Here is an 18,701-nt window from a genome sequence, read left to right as displayed (position 1 = left end):
CCGAGCGCGCGCTCGGCGCCCTCGGCGGCCCCGCCCGGCCCGCACCGGGGCCGCGGGGCGGGCCTTGTCCTCCCGGCGGGGGCCAGCGGGGCGGGCGGCCCCCGCGGCGCACATGCCCGACCTCGCCGAACGGCCGGCGTCGAACCTGCCCGCGGCGCTCACCGAGCTCATCGGGCGGTCGGCGGCGGTCGGTGACCTGCGGGCGCTGGTGACGACGTCGCGGCTGGTGACCCTCGTCGGTTCCGGCGGCGTCGGCAAGACCAGCCTGGCGCTGGAGACCGCCCGTCAGCTCGTCGGCGAGTTCGCCCACGGCGCGTGGCTCGTCGAGCTCGGCGGCTTCGACCCGCGCGGGCGGGGGAGCGGCGGCGGTCCGCTCGGCGCGGCCGGCCTCGGTGGCGCGATCGCCGGGCCGGAGCCGGTGGACGACCTGGCCGAGCTCGCCCTGACGGCCCTGGACATCCGGGAGACGGCCGCGGCCGGCCGGCCGGCGACGGCTACGGACCGGCTCGCCGGCGCGCTGCGCGACCGGCGCGCGCTGCTCGTCCTGGACAACTGCGAGCACGTCATCGACGAGGTCGCCGCGTTCGCCGAGCGGCTGCTGAAGGCGGCGCCCGGCCCGCGGATCCTCGCGACCAGCCGGGAGCCGCTGGGGCTGGCCGGTGAGGTCGTCTGGTCCGTCCCTCCGCTCGACGTCCCGCCGGCGCCGCGCGCGCCCGCGGCCCCTGCCGGTCCTGTCGGCTCGGTTCCCGCCGGCTCGGTCCCTGCCGGCCTCGCCGCGGCCGGCCGGCCCGCGACCGCGGGCCGCGCGCCCGAGGCCGACCCCGCCGACATCGCCGGATACGCGTCCGTCCGCCTGTTCACGGCCCGGGCGACGGCCGCCGCCCCGGGCTTCCGGCTGGACGCGCGGACCGCGCCGGCGGTCGCGCTGCTGTGCCGGCGGCTCGACGGCATACCGCTCGCCCTGGAGCTGGCCGCGACCCGGGTGCGCACGCTTGGAGTCGACGGGCTGGTCGCCCGGCTCGACGACCGGTTCCGGCTGCTGGCGACCGGCTACCGGGGCGCCCCACCGCGCCAGCGGACCCTGCTCGCCATGATCGACTGGAGCTGGGACCTGCTGCCCGAGGCCGAGCGGGCGGTGCTGCGGCGGCTCGCCGTCCACCACGACGGCGCGACCCTGGAAGCGGCCGAAGCGGTCTGCGCGGGGGACGGCGTCGACGAGCCCGACGTGCTCGACCTGCTGGGCCGCCTGGTCGACCGCTCGCTTGTCGTGCTGGACGAGCGCCCGGGCGACGAGCCCCGGTACCGCCTGCTGGAGTCGGTCGCCGCCTACTGCGTCGACCGGCTGCGCGACGCCGGTGAGCTGGAGCGGACGCGCCGCCGCCACGCCGCCTGCTACGCCCGGCTCGCCCGCCGGGCCGCGCCCGCGCTGCGCGGCCCCGACCAGCGGCGGTGGCTGCGCGTCCTCGACACCGAGGCCGCCAACCTCCGGGGCGCGCTCGACCACGAGGTGCGCCGCGGCTCGGCCGCCGGCGCGCTGCGGCTCGCGGACGCGCTGGCCTGGTACTGGTTCCTGCGCGGCCGGCTGGCGGAGGCCACCCGCTGGTTCGCGGCCACCGGGGCCGTCGTCGGCGCCGCCGGTCGGGGCGCGGAGGGCCTCGCCTCGCTGCGCGCCCAGGTGGCGGCCTGGCACGCCGGCTTCGCGCTGCTGCGGGATGCCCATGCCGGCGGGGAGGAGATCACCCGGGCCGCGGCGCGGGTGTTCGACGACATCGACGATCCAGCGCGGCGCGCGCGGGCCGAGTGGTTCCTCGGCTACGCCGAGCTGGAGCACGGCGACGTCCCCGCCAGCACCGAGCTGGTCACGCGGGCGCTGCGGACCTGCGAACAGTCCGGGGACCAGTGGGGGCAGGCCGCGGCGCTGGCCACCCTCGCCAAGATCGCGCACACCCATGGCGACCACGCGGGCGTGGCACGCGCCGCCGGGCGCTCGGCCGAGCTGTTCCGGGCCGTCGGGGACCACTGGGGCCTCCTCCAGGCGACCGAATGGCTGGGCGGGCACGCCGAGCTGATCGGTGACTACGAGCGGGCGACGCGGCTGCAGCGCGAGGGTCTGGAACTGGCGGTCGAGCTGAGCCTGTGGCCGGACGCCTGCGTGCGCCTGGCATGGCTTGGCTGGTTCCTGCTGCAGCGCGGGGAGCACGACGCCGCCCGGCGGCACTGCGAGCAGGCCCTGCGTCTCGCCGCCGAGCAGGACTTCCAGCTGGGCACGACGTTCGCCCGGATGGGGCTCGCCATGTCCGCGCGGCACGCGGGGCGCCTCGACGAGGCGGAGACGGCCCTGGCCGAGCTGGTCGCCGAGTCCCGTCGCCACGGCACGCCGGAACGCCCGGCGATGCAGCTGCCGCTCCTGCTCGTCGAGCAGGGCCACGTGGCCGAGCTGCGGGGCGACCTGGCCGCCGCCCGGGCCGCGCACGCCGAGGCGGTCGTCGTCGCGCGGGCGCTCGACGCCCCCCGCGACCTCGCGGGCGCGCTGGAGGGCGTCGCCGCCGTCGAGGCGGCGGCGGGCGCGGCCGTCCGGGCGGCCCGGCTGCTCGGAGCCGCCGCCGAGCTGCGCGTGTCGACGGGGCTGCCGGCGACCCCGACCGAGCGGGCCGACGTCGCCCGGGCCACCGCGGCGGCGCGCGCGGCCCTGGGGGAGGACCGGTTCGCCGTGGAACGGGCGCGCGGCGCCGAGCTGGGCGCCGCCGGCCTCGGCCTCGCCGACGGCCTCGCCGACGGCCTCGCCGACGGCCGCGTCACGGCCGGCATGGACACCTAGCGCCGGAGCCGTGATGGTTCGCCCCGGTTCGGAGCGGCGCGCGAGGCGGGTGATCATCAGTTGCTCGCGGAAACGGCGAGGAGACTGGTTGTCGGTCGAGCCATTTCCGCGGGCATTCGGCGATCAGGCCGGCGGTCGGGCGCGTGCTGGCCGGGCGAACGTCGCCGGCATCGACACCTGGCGCCACGCGGGCGGGTCACTCGGCGGCGGGCCCGTAGACCAGGTGGACCACGCCGGTGGTGAACGGCGTGGCGGAGCGCAGCGCGAGAGGCACCGAGGCGCCGTCGGCGAACAGCTTCTTGCCCTTGCCGACCACGAGTGGGTGTACCAGCAGGTGCAGTTCGTCGACCAGACCCTGCTCGAGCAGCCAGCGGACGAGGGTCGCGCTGCCGGTGGTGCCGAGCTGGCCGTGCCGTTCCTTGAGCCTGAGGATCTCCGCGCGCACGTCGCCCTGGACCAGCCCGGAGTTCTCCCAGGCCGCCTCGGCGAGCGAGCCGGACACCACGTACTTGCGGGCACCGTTCATCGCCGTCGTCGTCGGGTCGTCGGGGTCGGCGCTCGGCCAGTAGGCGGCGAACTCCTCGTAGGTGCGCCGACCCAGCAGCGTGGCGTCGCTCTCGGTCATCAGCTCGCCGACGACCGCGCCCATCTCGTCGTTGAAGTACGGGAAGTGCCAGGTCTCCGGCGCCTCGATGACGCCGTCGAGCGAGATGAACAACGCGGACTTGATGACTCCCATGATCTTCTCCTTCGTAAAATCGGGCTGTGCCAGTGGAGGCGGCCCGGTCGCGGATTTGGGCTGGTCGTGCCGGTTCAGGAGCGCTTCGGCTCCAGGCGCAGGACGGTGATCCCGCACTCGAACGGCCGCGCCGCGACGACGTCGAACCGCTTATGGCCACCGGTGGTGGGGAACACGGGGATGCCCGCCCCGATCGCGACCGGGTTGACGAACAGGTGCAGTTCGTCGAGCAGGTCCGCGGCGATCAGGCTGGTTACCAGCCCGCTGCCCCCGTAGGCGATCAGATCGCCGCCGGGCCGCGACTTGAGCTCGTTCACGGTCTCGACGAGGTCGCCACCGGCGATGGTCGCGTTCTTCCATGGCGACGCGGTGAGGGTCTTGCTGACCACGACCCGCGGCGTGTTGTTCATCCAGTCGATGGTCGCCTCGTCCTCACCCTCGGGCCGGGACTCCCAGGCGGGAATGAAGCCCTCGGCGAGTCTGCGGCCCAGCACGATGCAGTCGACCGGCTTCACGAGCTCGTCGGCGTAGGCCTTGAGGTCGTCGGACCAGCCGAACGTCATCCAGTCCATCTCGCCCTTCGGCCCGCCCATGTACCCGTCGACCGTGACCTGGGTCTGGAGCTTGAACCTGCGCGTCATCTTGGTACTCCCTGATTCCCCCCGGCTCGCGGTCCGGGCCGGCTGACAGATCCGACAGTGCCCGAACGCCCTTACAACCCTCTTCACACCCACTTACGACGTCACCCCAGCAGCCGGTCGTGCCCAGAGCTCCGTCCGGCATGTCGAGTCGTTTCGCGGTTCGAGTGGCGTACCGGTCGAGTCGGCGTGCCATGACCGAGGAAGCCGCCCGAGGCGACGCGCCGGCCGGCCCCGACGACGCCGACGCGTGCGGGCAGTCCACGACGTACCCGCACGGAGACGGCGTCGCCTTCCACGCCGGCCACCGGCCTCGGACCCGCCGCCGTTGGCAACCTATGGTTGCCATTCCGGCACGCTTTGCGACGACCCGGTCGTGGCGCGACCCTGAAGGGGCGAGTTGCGCGGACCGGTGCCGACTGGTGGGCACCGGCGAGCACGAGAGAGAGGAGCGCTCCATGTCGGCACAGGTGCTCACGCTGGGGGGCGACCGGCAGACACTCTCGGACGAGACGGTCGAGGAGATCCGTGCGATCTTCCGGGGGACGGTTCTGACTTCGGACGACGTCGGGTACGACGAAGCGCGGGTCATCCAGAACGCCATGCTCGACCGCAGACCAGGTCTCATCGTCCGGTGCACCGGGACCGCCGACGTCGTCGACGCCGTCAGGCTCGCCACGGAGCGAAACCTCCTCGTCGCCGTCCGAGGCGGCGGCCACAGTATCGCCGGGACCTGCACGGCCGACGACGTTTTGATGATCGACCTGTCGGCGATGCGAGGTGTCTGGGTGGACCCGGAACAGCGGCGTGTGCGGGTCGCGGGCGGCGCGACCTGGGGCGACGTCGACCGTGAGACGCAGCTGCACGGGCTCGCGGTACCTGGCGGGGTCGTGTCGACCACGGGCGTGGCTGGTCTTACGCTCGGGGGTGGAATCGGCTGGCTGCACCGCAAGTACGGGCTGGCCTGCGACGCGCTGCGCGCGGCCGAAGTGGTGACGGCCCGCGGCGACATCGTGCGTTGCGGCGCATCCGAGCGCGAGGACCTGTTCTGGGCGCTGCGCGGCGGCGGCGGCAACTTCGGCGTGGTGGTGTCCTTCGAGTTCGAGGCCTATCCGCTCGGTCCGGTCGTCTGGAACGGCATGGTCATCTACCCGAGCGACGCCGCCGCCGAGGTACTCCCGCGCTGGCGGGACTGGACATCCACCGTCCCCGACGAGGTCACCAGCCGTGCCATGTTCTGGTCGTTGCCAGCGGTGCCGGAATTCCCGCCCTCCGTGCACAACCGCGATGTGCTCATCACGGCCGCCTTGTACGCGGGTGACCCGAACCAGGGTCGACGGGTGTGCCGGGAGCTTGCCGAACTCGGCAGACCGCTCGCCGACATGAGCACGGCCCTGGCGTACCGGACGGCGCAGTCCGCCCTCGACCCCCTCTTTCCCAAGGGCGGGTTGCAGAGCTACTGGAAGTCCGTCTACCTGGACCGGCTCGACGAGGAGGCGACCGCGTTCGTGGCCCGCGTCGGTCAGGACCGCCCGCACCCGAAGACCTTGGTGCACACGCCGCTCATGGGCGGCGCCATGTCGCGGGTCGGCGCGACGGAGACCGCGTTCGGTGATCGCAGTGCCCGGTACATCCTGAGCCTTGACGGAAACTGGCTGGACCCAGCAGACAACGACGCGAACATCCGCTGGGTGCGCGACGCCTACGATGAGGCCGTCACGCTGCGGGCCGCGTCGGGCACCTACCTCAACTTCGGCGGCGACGCTGATCTCGACGACGCCGACCGGGCACGGGCCTGGGGACGCAACGTCGAACGTCTTCGGCGAGTCAAGCGCGACTACGACCCGGAAAACCGCTTCCGGCTCAACCCCAACATTCCCCCCGCCGAGAGCTGAGGCGACGCCTTGGGATAATGGTGGCCGCACGCCGCAACTGCGCGCCGACGCCCTTATCGAGATCGCCGAACGCGTCCTGGGCACCGGACCCTTCCGCTGTCCCGCGGTGACGGGCTGCGTCAACGCGCCGGTGCCGGCGTGTTTGGTCCCGCGGTCCTACCGTTGGGAGGGCAGTGTCCGATGGCGGGTCGTCGAGGTGGTGGCGGATGGACGAGCCGAAGATCGACTATGAGGCCGTCTTTCGGGATCTCCCCAGCGCGACCTTGTTGCTAGCCCCTGAACTCATCATTCTTGCCGCCAACGAGGCATATCTCCGGGTGTCGGGACGTAGGCGCGAGGACCTGCTAGGGCGTTACCTGTTTGACGCTTTTCCGGACAATCCGGAACATGGGTCGCCGTCGGGGGTGTGCGGGCTCGGCGTGTCGCTGCGGCGGGTGCTGGCGACCGGGGAGCGCGACACCATGGCGATCCAGCGTTACGACGTGAAGACGTCAGGGCATTCAGACGTGTTCGAGGAGCGGTACTGGAGCACGGTCAACACCCCGGTGCTTGATCCTGACGGGCAGGTGGCGTTGGTGGTGCACCGGGTGGAGGAGACGACCGACCTGGTCCGTGGGTGTGCTGGTGAGCTGGGGGAGGAGCAGCGGCACGCGCTGGAGGCGGAGCTGATGGCCCGTGCTCGGGAGCTGCACGAGGTGAACGAGCAACTGCGCCGAGCGCACGCGCGGGAACGTGAGGTGGCCCTGACCCTCCAGGAAGCCATGCTGCCCGCGCTGGCGCCGACCGGGCGCGTCAAGGCGGCCGTGCGCTACCAGCCGGCCGCCAGCACGATGAACGTGTGTGGCGACTGGTACGACCTGGTGGAGCTGTCTGAGGACCGCGTCGCGGTGGCCGTGGGCGACGTCGTTGGCCACGGACTGTCGGCCACGGGCACGATGGGCCAACTGCGCAGCGCGCTGAGCGCCGTGGTCCGCGTGGCCGACGGGCCCGCGGCCGCCCTGGAAGTGCTGGACAGGTACGCACGGTCGGTAAAGGGCGCCGAGTCGACCACCGTCGTGCAGGCGGTCGTCGACTACAGCACGCTCACCGTCACCTACAGCCGGGCAGGTCATCCGCCACCGGCGCTGGCGTGCGTCGGCGGCGACGTGGAACTCCTCGACCAGACCGTCGACCCGCCGCTGGGCGCGAGCCCGGAACACCTGCCCCGGTCCCAGGCCACCGCCACGTTCGCGGACGGGGCCACGCTGACGCTGTATACCGACGGCCTGATCGAACGCCGAGAGGAGAACGTCGACGTCGGGCTGTCCCGCCTTGCCGACAGTCTCGGCCGCCACGCGGGACTCGGTCCGGACGCACTGGCCGACGCGCTGCTGGCCGAGGTGGGCGGCGCGGACCGCGAGCCGACCGACGACACCGCCATCGTCGTCATCCGACTCTGACCGACCCGCTCACTGCCCCGTAGCCCATCTCGGGCCGGCCAGCGCGGCGATGCGGCTCAGCCGCCGAGTCGCGGTCACGCGCTGTCGCGGCTCTTCGATCTTCTGCCTCCCCGCTGGCGCGCTTACGTTGCAGGGCGCCCGCCGCTGGGAGCAGGCCGATCCGCGCGCATCCGGCGGTTTCGAGCCTTGAGGACGCCGTCGAGCTCACGAACGGCCGGCGCGGGTGGCCCGCGGGTACGTCGCCAGGCGTAGGCGGAGTCCCGCTCGTGGCATGACGCGGAAGCGGCGGGATCCCGGCATGGTCAGGCGTTATGACAACCATGACGCCCGGCCGTCCGGTCGGGTCCGCGCGCCCGGTCCCGGCGCGTCCCCTGCTGCGGCCGGGGCGGCGCAAGGCGGTCCTGGTGGCGCACGTGGTCGCCGCCGGTGCCTGGATCGGGATCGACGTGATGATGGCCGTGCTCGTCGGAGTCGGACTTGGCTCCGACGACCTCGCCAGCCGGGCGGCGGCCTTCCAGGCAATCGGCCGATTCCTCGCCGTGCCGATGCTCGTGGTCGCCATCGCCTGCCTGGCCACTGGGCTGGTGCTTGGCTGGGGCACGCGGTGGGGCCTGCTCCGGTTCTGGTGGGTGACCATCAAGCTGGTGATCAACGCGGTGCTGGTGGCGCTGGTCGGTGTGGCGCTGCTGCCGGGGATGGGCGAGGTCCGCGAGCACGGTGAGTCCCTCGCCGCCACGGGCGCGGCGACCGGCGACATGTCGTTCCTGGTGTTCCCGCCCGCGGTGTCGCTGCTCGCGCTGCTGGTCGCGACGGTCCTGTCGGTCTTCAAGCCCTGGGGCCGTGTCCGGCCGCCGGCCGGTCGCGGCGCCTGACGTGCGCCGGCGCGGCCCGCCGGCTCGGCCCCGCGCCGGCGACTCCCCGGGCGACAATGGCGCCATGGCGCCCGTTGCCGCCTACCGGCCCGCCCCCGGCGGCCGCGCCGCGCGCGGTGGTCTCGCCGGCGCCGCGGCCTCGGCCGTCCCGCCCGCGGCCCTGGCGGTGCTCGCCGTCGCCGGGACCCTGCTCGCGGACCCGCACACGCGGCCGTCGCGCGGCATCGACGCCGGCGGCCTCGTCCTGGTCGTCGCGGCGAGCCTGGCGCTCGTCGCCCGCCGCCGCTGGCCCGTGGTCACGCTGGCGGTGGTGACCTCGTTGGTCACGGCGTACCTGTGGCTCGGCTACACCTATGGCCCCGTGCTGTTCCCGTTCGTGTTCGCCATGTACGCCGTCGCCCGGCACCTGCCCGCGCGGGTGGCGCTGCCGGCCGGGACGGTGGCGCTCGCGGTGCTGCTCAGCCACATCTTCGTCAGCGAGGCGGCGCTGCCCGGGCTCGCGGGGCTGCTGCCGGGGTCCGCCTGGGCGGCCGTGCCGTTCGCGGTCGGGTTCGCGGCCAGGACCCGGGCCGACGCCGAACGGCGCGCGCGCGAGCAGCACGTCCGCCACCACGTCGACGCCGAACGTCTCCGGCTCTCCCGCGAGGTGCACGACGTCGTCGGCCACGGCCTCGCGGCGATCAACATGCAGGCGAACGTCGCGCTGCGGTCGGTGACCCGCAACCCGGCCCGGGTCGAGGAGGCGCTGAAGGCGATCAGCTCCTCCAGCGGCGCCGCGCTCGACGAGCTGCGGGCGGTGCTCACCCGCCTGGGCGAGACCGACGACCCGGCGCCGCGGCAGCCGCGGACCGGGCTGCGCGACATCCCCGCGCTCGCGCGGCGCCTCGAGCAGACCGGGATGAGGGTCGTGGTCGACGGCGACGGGCCCGAGCACGTGCCGCCGGCCGTCGACCTGGCCGCCTACCGCATCGCGCAGGAGGCCCTGACCAACGCCCTGCGGCACGGGCGGGGTGACCTGGCCGGCGTCTCTATCCGGCACACCGCGACCGAGCTCAGCCTCACCGTGACCAACCCGACGGGCGGCGACCGTGCCGCCGCGGCCGCGACCGGCTCCGGGCTCGGCGTCCCGGGGATGCGGGAGCGCGCCGAGGCCGTCGGCGGCCGGCTCGTCGTCTCGCCGGGGCCCTCCCGGTACGAGGTCCACGCCGTCCTGCCCCTGGAGGCGCCCTGATGATCACCGTGGCCGTCGTCGACGACCAGGACCTCGTGCGCCGGGGCCTGCGCAGCCTCCTCGAGGACGAGGACGACCTGGACCTGGTCGCCGAGGCCGCGGACGGCCTGGACGCGATCGCCGTGGTCCGTCGCGCCCGGCCGGACGTCGTCCTGATGGACATCCGGATGCCGGGCGTCGACGGCCTCGAGGCCACCAGGCGGATCATGGCCGATCCGACCCTGGAGAGCACCCGGGTGATCGTGCTCACCACGTTCGAGGTCGACGAGTACGTCCTGGACGCGCTGCGGTTCGGCGCGAGCGGGTTCCTGCTCAAGGACGCGCCGCCCGACGACATCCTCGCCGCGATCAGGGTGGTGCACGACGGCCAGGCGCTGCTGTCCCCGTCGGTCACCCGCCGGGTGGTCCGGCAGCTGGTCGAGCGCAAACCGCGGCTGCTGCGCCCCCATCCCCAGCTGTCCGACCTGACCGCCCGGGAACGCGAGGTCGTCGCCCTGGTCGGCCGGGGCCTGTCGAACGCGGAGATCGCCGCCGAGCTCGTGGTCAGCACCGCCACGGCCCGCACCCACGTCAGCCGCGCCATGATCAAACTTGCGGCCCGTGACCGCGCCCAGCTCGTCGTCTTCGCCTACCAGTCCGGCCTGGTGGACTGACCGGTGCCCGACGGCGGCCCCGGCCCGCGCCGCGGGCGGGCAGGCGCCAGACGGGACCACCAGGCCGTGGCTGCCTACCGCGCCTCGCGCGCGCGAGCCCTGGCGATGATCTCGTCGGCGGCGAGCGGCCAGGGCGCATGGTGGCTCAGGCACATCGGCGTCGTGACCCGCTGGAACGGCAGGCCCTCGCTGGTCGCGTAGAACTCGCCGACGCCGAGCCGGCCGATCTCCGGGGCCTCGCCGCCCAGCGCGGCCGCCAGCTCGCGGGCCGCGTCGATCTGGGCCGGCGCGTTCAGCCGGCCGAAGAACCAGGTGGCCGCGCGCGCGAGAACCTCTTCGCGCAGTCCCCTGGGGGACTGGGCCGCGAGCACCAGGCCGAGGCCGTGCTCGCCGGCCTCCGCGGCGAGCGCCAGAGTCGCGCGCGCGCTCGGGGTGGCCGCTCCCGCGGGCGCGAACGCCTGCGCCTCGTCCTGCACGAACAGGCCGGCGAGTCCTCGGCCGGTCGCCGGGGCGCTTCGCGCCCAGGCCGCGAGCGCCAGCTGCAGCCGGCCGACGAAGCGCTGCCGCTCCTCGTCGGCCGCGAGCCCCAGCAGGCTGACCACCGACACCCGGGCGCGCCGGCCCGGCACCGGGGTGAGCAGCTCGGCCGGGTCGACGTCGCCCTCGGCGCTCAGCGGCCGTCCGTCGTCGCGGCCGGGTGTCCACACGACGACGTCGGTGGCCTCCAGGTACTCGCGGGCGAGCTCCGCGTCGCCGCCCGCCCAGCCGACCGGCGGTGCCGGCCAGGCGTCGCCGAGGCGGGCCAGCTCGCCCGTCGCGTCCAGCACCACCGACGACACGCCGCGCAGCGCGCACCCCTCGACCAGGCGGCGGACCAGCGCCGTCTTGCCCGCCCCGGACCCGGCGAACACCACCGTGGGCTGGCGCAGCGCCGTGAGCGGTACCCGCGCGGGTGCCCGCGTCCCGGCCACGGCCCCGAGCACCAGGCCGGCCGGGCCGTCGCCGTCCGGGCCGGTGAACGGACCGTCGGCGGGCCTCGGCGCCCGCGGCGTCACGGGCGGCGGCGTCGGTTCCACGGGCGCGGCCGGCCGAGCCGCCACGGCTGCCCGCGCGGCGACCGGGACGAGCAGGGGTACTCCGGCGGCCGGGGGAGCGGACACGGTCGGCTCGACGGACGTGGCCGGCTGGGCCGTCGCCACCGGCTGGTTCCCGTTCCGCGTTGGCGGGGCGAGCGGGGCCGGCCGAGCCAGGGAGATGAACCCAGGCTCCGCCGCGGCCGGCGGCGCGATCGGCGGCGCGGCCGTCACCCGGGTGACGGACACCGCCAGCGGTTCGATCAGGTCGCCAACCCGCGTCGTGTCGCCGACGTCCGCCGCGCCAGTGACGTCCGCCGCGTCGCTGACGTCCATCGTGTCGCCGACGCCCGCCGGGCTGTCGACATCCACCGGGCTGTCGACGTTCGCCGTGTCGCCGACATCCGCTGTGCCAGGAACGCCCGCCGCGCCGGCCCCCGCCGTGTCATCCGCCGCTTCTTCCACGTTCGGCGTGGGCGCGCCCTGCTCTTCTGACAGCCACGCGGCGGCCGTGGGCGCCGCCGACGCCGACATGGGCGTGTCGACGGCCACGGCGGGACGCGCGGCCGGCGGCGTTACCGGCACCAGCACGGGTTCCACGGCCACCCGCGATCCGTCCCAGGCCGCGGGCACCGCCGGCGGCGCGGGCACCGTCGGCACGACGGGCGGAGCCGGGGACGCGAGGGCAGCCGACGGAGCGGGCGCGGTCCGCCCGGCCGGAGCGGTCGACGAGATCGTCGCCAGCGGCGGCGCCCCGGGCACGAGCTGCCCGGGGCCGGGAGTGGACGGCTCGTCCGGCGTCGCCGCGCCGGGCAGCGGGACCGGCACGAGCAGCGGCGACCGGGCCGGATCGGCGCGCTCCTCGTCCGGGGCGATCCGCCAGGGTGCGCGAGCGGCCCGCCCGCCGTGGGCCGCGGCGGGCGCCGGCCGGGCTTCGGCCTCGGCCGGGGCGGGCGGTCCGGGCACCGCCGGCGCCGGCGGCGCGAGCGTCCCCGAGGCCGGGGCCGCCGGCGCGGACTCCTCCGGGGCCGGCGCCGCCGTGGAACCCGTCGGAGGCACCGGGATCGCCCAGCCGGCCGGAAGCGCCACCATCGCGGCGTGGTCCTGAGCGGTGGCCACCGCTGGGACGGCCGGCGGCGCGGAAGCATCCAGGGCCGACGCCGCGGGACCGGCCACGGCCGTGATCGTGGGTGCGGTCGGACCTGTGAACGCGGCCGGACCCGTGAACGTCGCCGGCCCGGTGAACGTGGCCGGACCCGTGAACGTGGCCGGACCCGTGAACGTGGCTGGACCGGTGGGCGTGGCCGGACCCGTGAACGCGGTTGGGCCGGTGGGCCTGGCTGGGCCGGTGGGCGTGGCCGGATCGGTGGGCGTGGCCAGCGCCGCGGGGCCGGCGAAGGCGGCCAGCGGTGCCGGGACCGGCGCGCCGGCGGGCGAGGCGGGTGCCGCCAGGGCGGCCGCGGCCGGCACCGGCACAGGGAGCGGGGGGAGAGGAACCGGCGCCGGCGGGAGACGCGGCGGGCCGGCTGTCTGGTGCGGGCCGGCCGTCTGGGAGGAGGTCACCACGAACGGGGCGCGGATGGCCTGCGCCCCCGGGGCGGCCACCACCGGCGGGTAGGGCCCCGGCTCGGGGACGAGCTCGGCGTGCGCCGCTCCCAGGACCGCGGCGAGCAGGGGTGTCGAGCTCGCCGGGCGGCGGGCGAGCAGCCACGTCTCCAGCGCCGGGTGACGGCCCTCGAGGAGCTGGCGCAGCGCGGCGAGCGTGCGTACGTCCTCGTCGACCAGCAGATGGGTCAGGCCGCCGGCCCGCTCGAACGCCTCCACCGCGTCCTGCGTCTTCGCGCCCTTGCTCCACTCGGCGGTCCGCAGCACGACGAGCGAGCGCCGGCGCGCCGGCGGCCCGTCGGCCCCCGCGGGGGCGACGCGGCTGACACGGCCGCCCACGCCCGCGCCGATCCCGGTGGCGAGCCCCGCCATCGTGCAGGCGTTGTTCAGCCTGGTCAGCACCGTGCCCGGGTGGGTCGTCAGGATCGCGCGGAACGACCAGTGGGCCTCGTCGCCGGTGCTCTCCGCGAGCACCCTGCGCAGGCGCGCGTGCAGCGCTGGCTTCGCGCTCGGCCGCGCGTCCCGGCTGAAGGCGCTGCCCGCCGGGCCGAGTTCGGCGATCCAGGCGTCGAGCCCGGCCCCAAGCAGGTCCGGGACGAGTTCGTCCTCGGCGCGGTCGGTCAGCGCCTCGAGCCCCGGCGCGGCGGCGCGCAGCCGCGCCCAGGCGACGTCCAGCTCGGCGAAGCCGACCACGAGCCGGCGGCCGGCCGGCCCGTCGAGGTCGAAGGCCGGCGCCGTGGGGCGCCCCGTCACCGTGATCGCGCCACCGTCACCGACCTCGATCGGCGTGTCGCCGGCGGGGCGCGGGACGAGGGCGGCCGCCTCCGGCTCGCTGACCGCGTCGAACGAGGACAGTTCGAGATAGGAGCCGGCGGCCAGGCAGGACCGCACGTGGGCGTCGATGCGCCGCAGCAGCTCCCGTGGGGTGTAGTCGCCGGCGGCGAGCAGTGCCTCGCGGCGCACCGGCCAGGTCGGGTACGGCGGGGTCAGGCCGATCGCCCGGTAACGCGGCGCGAACCGGCGGGCGACGAGCTGCTCGGCGAGCTCGCCGCCACCGATCACGTTGAGCGGGCTGATCACCCGGAACCGGTCGCGGACCGAGCGCACCGCCTGGGTCGCGACCAGGTCCCAGGTGATCGGCAGACAGGCGAGCAGGCACAGCGTCCGACTCGTCAGGTCACGCAGCCCGAGCAGCCCGTCGGCGACCTCGTTGACGATCGGGCTGATCCACCGCGCCGGCTCGTCGGCCTCGCCGTCCGGCGCGCGGGGCCCGCCGGGCGCGCCGGCGTCGTCGCTCGCGCGCTCGCGGCCGGCGGCGGGCGCGGCCACTGCCTCATGAGTCCTGCCCGACTCGCGAGTCCCGCCCGCCTCGCCGTCCGCGGCGCCGTTCGAGACGTCATTCGAGACGTCGTCGGGGTCCCGCGCCGGGTCGGCGGACTCCGGGCCGCGCGGCAGCTGGGTCTCGGCGGTGGCGGTGTCGATCTGGTCGACGGCGATGACGGTCGGGCCGGTCAGCGCCAGCAGCCGGGACAGCTCGCGGACGATCTCGGTCGCCGGCTTGGCCGGCGCGCGCATGCCGCGCTCGGCCCGCTCGTTGGGGAACCGCTCCGCCATCGACTGCAGGTAGCCTCGCCCGACGTCCTCGTCGTCGAGGTCGTCCGAGCCGAAGAGGACCAGCGCGCGCAGCGTGTCCTGGCAGTCGCCGCCGAGGCGGCGGTCGTGGCTGCGCAGGGCGACGACGAAGTCCTTGAGGTGCACCGGCTCCAGCGGCACCTTGCCGGCCACGGCATCGGTGATCGCCGCCGAGGCGCCGACGACGTGGGCGAGGCGGCGCAGGAACAGCCGCAGCTGGGTCTCGCCGCCGTCGACCGGCCGGGTGAGGCCGTCGACGATCGCGCCGGCGACGCTCTCCCAGAACGGGGTGCCGCCGCCGAGCGGGCCGACCAGGAAGAAGTAGCCGCCGACGGCGTGGACTTGCTCGCGCACCCAGCCCAGCAGATGCGTCTTGCCGGCGCCCGCCTGCCCCTGGATGACCAGGCCTGGCGGGTTGTCGTCGGGGCTGACCTCCGACCTGTGCGGCCAGGTGCCGGCCTGCGTGTCGCGGAGCGCGTCGAGGAGGGAGCCCACCGTGTCGGCGTGCAGCCCGTCGACGTGCGCGGGCGACGAGGCCCAGACCCCGTCGGCGGTGCGGATCCAGTTCAGGTTGAGGGCGGCGAAGGCGTCCCGCTCGGTGGGCGGCATCGGCGTCAGCCCTCGATCATGATCAGATGTTTGGGCTGGCCGCCGATCTCGACGGCCTCGCGCCGGTCCGCGCCCGTCAGGCCCTTCTGGTCCTCGTCGGGCGCGACCGTGACGCCGCGGGCGCGGTTCATCCGGCGCAGTGCCTCGTCGACGTCCGCCCGGCCGACATCCGTGCCGACGCGTGGGCGCAGGTCGGCGAGGCGCACCCAGTCGCCGGGCCAGCGGGCGAGCGTGCCGTAGGCGATCCGGATCCGCCGTTCGGCCTCGTCCGCGCCCGGGTCGTCACCGTCCGTAGGACCGTCGGCGTTCCTCGGATCGCCATTGCCCCTCGGATCGCCGCTGCCCCTCGGATGGCCACTGCCCGTCGGCCCGCTGGTGTCCGTCGGGCGGGGGCCGTCGTGCCCGGCGACGGGCGTGGGGTCGCCGGCGAGGCCGGGGCCGCCGCGCTCGGGGGTGGCCAGGGCGGGGGAGAAGACGTCGGCGAGGCCGAGACCGGCGCGGTCGAGGTGGCGGCCGAGGCCCGCGAGCAGGGCGTAGACGGCGCCGACCGGGATGACCACGCGCTCCTCGGGCACCGGCGCGGACAGCTCACGCCGGCAGCGCGCCCAGCCCGCGTCGGTCAGCTCGTGGACGTAGGAGCGGCCGGCGCGCCGGCTGGTCACCAGTCCCAGCTCGCCGAGGCGCCGCCGGTCCGCGCCGTCCAGCGAGAGCCGGTAGCGGGCGACCAGCTCGGGGTTCGAGACCGCGGCGCCCGCGGCCATGAGCGCCAGCAGGAAGCCGACCTGACTTCCCGTCAGCCGGTCACCGGGCCGCCCGCCGCCGCGCGCGCTCGGCTTCACACCCGACATCCCGCCAGACCCTCTCCGCGTGCCAGACCGCGCCCCGAAGCGGCCCGGCGCGGGCCGGCCCGTCGCCGGCGGCGCGGCCGGAGGTTCGCCGCGCGGCGGGCAGGCCAGGGGCGCGAAACACCACTTCGCCGGTCCTAGGTTGGCATACCGCTCTCCGGCGGCGCTGCGCGCCCTCCGGCCAGCGCGCCGGCCCGCGGCCGGGTCCACCAGTCGACGCACCCGGCCGGGGATCCGACAAGCCGCCCGGAAACTCCTGACTTTCCGGAGAAAAACATGATCGCATAGCCTTCGGCCCGAAGGGTAAGGCCTCGCGCGAGAGTGGAGCCTCCGGACCGGCGGGCGCCCGCGTCGGGTCAGAATGTCCCATGGTGTGACCGCGGCGCCGATCGTGCGCGCACGTCGCGCGCCGCCGTCATCCGGTAGCCGGATGCCATCCCGTGGTGCAGGAGCGGCCGCGGGCCGAGAGGAGACGAGTACTGGTGCTCACGCCGCTGGGCGACGCTGACCCGCGCCAGATCGGGCCCTATCGCATCCAGGGCCTGCTCGGCAGGGGCGGCATGGGCGCGGTCTACCTCGGCTTCTCACCGGCGGACAAGGCGGTCGCGGTGAAGGTGCCGACCCCGGCGCTGGCGCGGGACGAGGAGTTCCGAGGGCGCTTCCGCCGTGAGGTCGAGGCGGCCCAGCGGGTGCGGGGCCGCGCCGTCGCCGCCGTGCTCGACGCGGACGTCGACGGTGAGCGGCCCTGGATGGCGACGGAGTACGTCGAGGGCGCGAGCCTGGCCGAGGCGGTGGCCGACCGGGGCCGGCTCGACGACCGGCTGCTCACCGGGCTCGCGGTCGGCCTCGCGGAGGCGCTGGTCGAGATCCACGCGGTCGGCGTCGTGCACCGCGACCTGAAGCCGGCCAACATCGTGCTCGCCTGGGACGGGCCGCGCGTCATCGACTTCGGCGTCGCCAGCGCGACCGGCGCCACCCGGCACACCAGCACCGGCATGCTCGTCGGCACGATCGTCTGGATGGCGCCGGAGCAGCTGCGCGGCGAGCGGGCGGGCCCGGCGGCGGACATCTTCGCCTGGGGCGCGTGCGTCGCGTTCGCCGCGACCGGCCGGCCGCCGTTCCACGCCGGCAGCCCGCAGGCGGTCGGCGTCAAGATCGTCAGTGAGCCGCCGGACCTCGCCGGGGTCCCGACGACGCTGCTGCCGACGATGCGGGCCGCGCTGGACAAGGACCCGGCGCGCCGCCCGTCCGCCGTCGAGCTGCGCGAACGGCTGCTGCGTGGCGACGCGGTCGGCGCCGCCGTCGCGGGGGCCCGAGGGGCCGACGACGACCGGTACGCGACCGCGCTCGCCCAGCTGTGGGACCTGCCCGCGGGTGGGCGGGCGGCGTCGGCGGCGACCCCGCCCGCGACGCCCGCCGCGCCGGCCGGCTGGCGGGACACCCCGCCCGCCCCCCTCCCAGGGCAGCGTCACCAGCAGCCGACGTGGGCGCCGGGCGCCCCGTCGACACCCGTGCCGGTGCCGCACGACCCGCGGTCCGGCCCCGGCGGTCCGGCATACCGGGGGGACACCGGCTACGGCGGTCCGGCCTACCGGGACACCGGCTACGGCGGTTCCGGGTACCGGCCCGGCGGCGTCGGGGCGGTCGGTTCCCAGGCCGCGTCACCCCGGCGGCGTCCGGTCGCCACGGCGCTGCTCGCGGTCGCCTTCCTGCTCCTGCTCGGTGGCGCCGCCGTGGCCGCTTTCATGCTGGCTGACCGTGACCGGGGCGGCGACCCCGGCGCGTCGCCCAGCGCCTCCGCCGTCACCACCCCCGGCAGCCCGTCCGCCGAAGGCACCACCGATGGGCCGCCGACCTCCCCGCCGCCCGGTACGCGGACGACCCCGCCGCGTTTCCTGAGCGCGCAGGACGTCGACCGGATCGTCGACGAGCAGGGCTACGAGGCCGAGATGGCGACCTTCGACCAGAGCCGCGATCTCAACGTCGTCATCGGCCACCGGCCCAAGCCGGGGGGCGACGACGCCGAGGCGGTCCAGTACCAGGCCTTCGTGTTCGCGAACGGCGAGTTCCAGGGCACCGACACCCTCGAGCCCAGCGGCCGCCTCACGCTGGTCGAACACACGAAGACCTACGTGATCCTGGAGTACGGGACCTACGCGGTCGGCGACGAGGACTGCTGCCCCAGCGGGGCCAAGCGAATCCGCTACGACTGGGACGGGACCGCGTTCAGGGCGCAGAACGAGGACGAGATCCCGCCGGTGGACCCCAAGGTCGACGGCAGCCGCCGCTGACCCGAGCCGTCCTCCCGCTCGGAGCTGAGATTCACGGGCCCGCCGGTCGAACCCGTAACGACGCCGGGAACGGGTGGGGTGAGCGTGTGAAGCCGGGGCGCGGGGGCTAGGCCGGCCGCATGGCGGAGGTCGCTCGGAATCGAAGGCTCCGGGTGGGAGCCGCGCTGCCGGCCACGCTCGGCTGTCTTCCCTGCGTGCACGAAGCTCTGGGATGATCGGGGCTGTTGCTGGATGATTGCGTGGCTTTTGAGACTTTCCTGGGTATGCGGGCGGTTTTTCGGACGCTCTCGAGCGTCTTCCGCAACGTTCGTGTGAGAGCTGTCCAACTATCGACAGGTCGAGGTCGCTGGAAAATCCCCCG

At 75.4% G+C, this 18,701-nt stretch carries 11 protein-coding genes; 7 read left to right on the top strand and 4 right to left on the bottom strand.

The genetic code is table 11. The features are described from left to right. Positions 1-112: 112 nt before the first annotated feature. Entirely contained in the window at positions 113-2,818 is a 2,706-nt protein-coding gene (locus I6A81_RS20375; RefSeq protein WP_203010273.1) for an ATP-binding protein, read from the top strand. A 196-nt stretch (positions 2,819-3,014) separates the two neighbouring features. Here the strand turns inward: I6A81_RS20375 and I6A81_RS20370 are convergent, their stop codons facing one another. Both I6A81_RS20370 and I6A81_RS20365 read right to left on the bottom strand, forming a co-directional pair. Beyond that, positions 3,015-3,557: a dihydrofolate reductase family protein gene (locus I6A81_RS20370; protein WP_203007468.1), complete on the bottom strand. Its 543-nt coding sequence runs from the start codon at positions 3,555-3,557 to the stop codon at positions 3,015-3,017. Positions 3,558-3,631: 74 nt separating this feature from the next. Further along, positions 3,632-4,198 carry a dihydrofolate reductase family protein gene (locus I6A81_RS20365; protein ID WP_203007467.1) on the bottom strand — a complete coding sequence of 189 codons (567 nt, stop codon included), beginning with the start codon at positions 4,196-4,198 and terminating at the stop codon, positions 3,632-3,634. A 455-nt stretch (positions 4,199-4,653) separates the two neighbouring features. On the opposite strand from I6A81_RS20365, the gene I6A81_RS20360 reads away from it, so the two are divergent. The 5 genes from I6A81_RS20360 to I6A81_RS20340 all read left to right on the top strand — a co-directional run bounded on the left by I6A81_RS20360 (position 4,654) and on the right by I6A81_RS20340 (position 10,285). Continuing rightward, positions 4,654-6,090: an FAD-binding oxidoreductase gene (locus I6A81_RS20360; RefSeq protein ID WP_203007466.1), complete on the top strand. Its 1,437-nt coding sequence runs from the start codon at positions 4,654-4,656 to the stop codon at positions 6,088-6,090. Positions 6,091-6,296: 206 nt separating this feature from the next. Beyond that, positions 6,297-7,529, top strand: coding sequence for a PP2C family protein-serine/threonine phosphatase (locus I6A81_RS20355; RefSeq protein ID WP_203007465.1), 1,233 nt, complete (start codon positions 6,297-6,299; stop codon positions 7,527-7,529). A 311-nt stretch (positions 7,530-7,840) separates the two neighbouring features. Next, positions 7,841-8,401, top strand: a complete 561-nt coding sequence (locus I6A81_RS20350) for a hypothetical protein (protein ID WP_203007464.1) — start codon at positions 7,841-7,843, stop codon at positions 8,399-8,401. A gap of 64 nt (positions 8,402-8,465) precedes the next feature. Further along, entirely contained in the window at positions 8,466-9,632 is a 1,167-nt protein-coding gene (locus I6A81_RS20345) for a sensor histidine kinase (RefSeq protein WP_203008049.1), read from the top strand. Further along, entirely contained in the window at positions 9,632-10,285 is a 654-nt protein-coding gene (locus tag I6A81_RS20340) for a response regulator (protein ID WP_203008050.1), read from the top strand. The genes I6A81_RS20345 and I6A81_RS20340 overlap by 1 nt, the downstream gene beginning before the upstream one ends. Positions 10,286-10,359: 74 nt before the next feature. Here I6A81_RS20340 and I6A81_RS20335 read toward each other — a convergent pair whose 3' ends face one another. Beyond that, the gene (locus I6A81_RS20335) at positions 10,360-15,204 is read right to left on the bottom strand and encodes a hypothetical protein (RefSeq protein ID WP_203010272.1); all 4,845 of its coding nucleotides are present in this window, start codon (positions 15,202-15,204) and stop codon (positions 10,360-10,362) included. Between the two features lie 5 nt (positions 15,205-15,209). Further along, the gene (locus I6A81_RS20330; protein WP_203007869.1) at positions 15,210-16,052 is read right to left on the bottom strand and encodes a PIN domain-containing protein; all 843 of its coding nucleotides are present in this window, start codon (positions 16,050-16,052) and stop codon (positions 15,210-15,212) included. 479 nt (positions 16,053-16,531) lie between these two features. Here I6A81_RS20330 and I6A81_RS20325 point away from each other — a divergent pair, with 479 nt between their 5' ends. After that, complete coding sequence (locus tag I6A81_RS20325; RefSeq protein ID WP_203010271.1) at positions 16,532-18,340, top strand: protein kinase domain-containing protein; 1,809 nt, start codon at positions 16,532-16,534, stop codon at positions 18,338-18,340. Positions 18,341-18,701 lie beyond the last annotated feature (361 nt).

This window comes from Frankia nepalensis (genome assembly GCF_016786325.1).
In the GTDB taxonomy this organism is placed as follows: Bacteria; Actinomycetota; Actinomycetes; order Frankiales; family Frankiaceae; genus Pseudofrankia; species Pseudofrankia nepalensis.
Note: the sequence above shows the minus strand (reverse complement) of the source record. Positions and strands in the feature narration are given on the sequence as shown.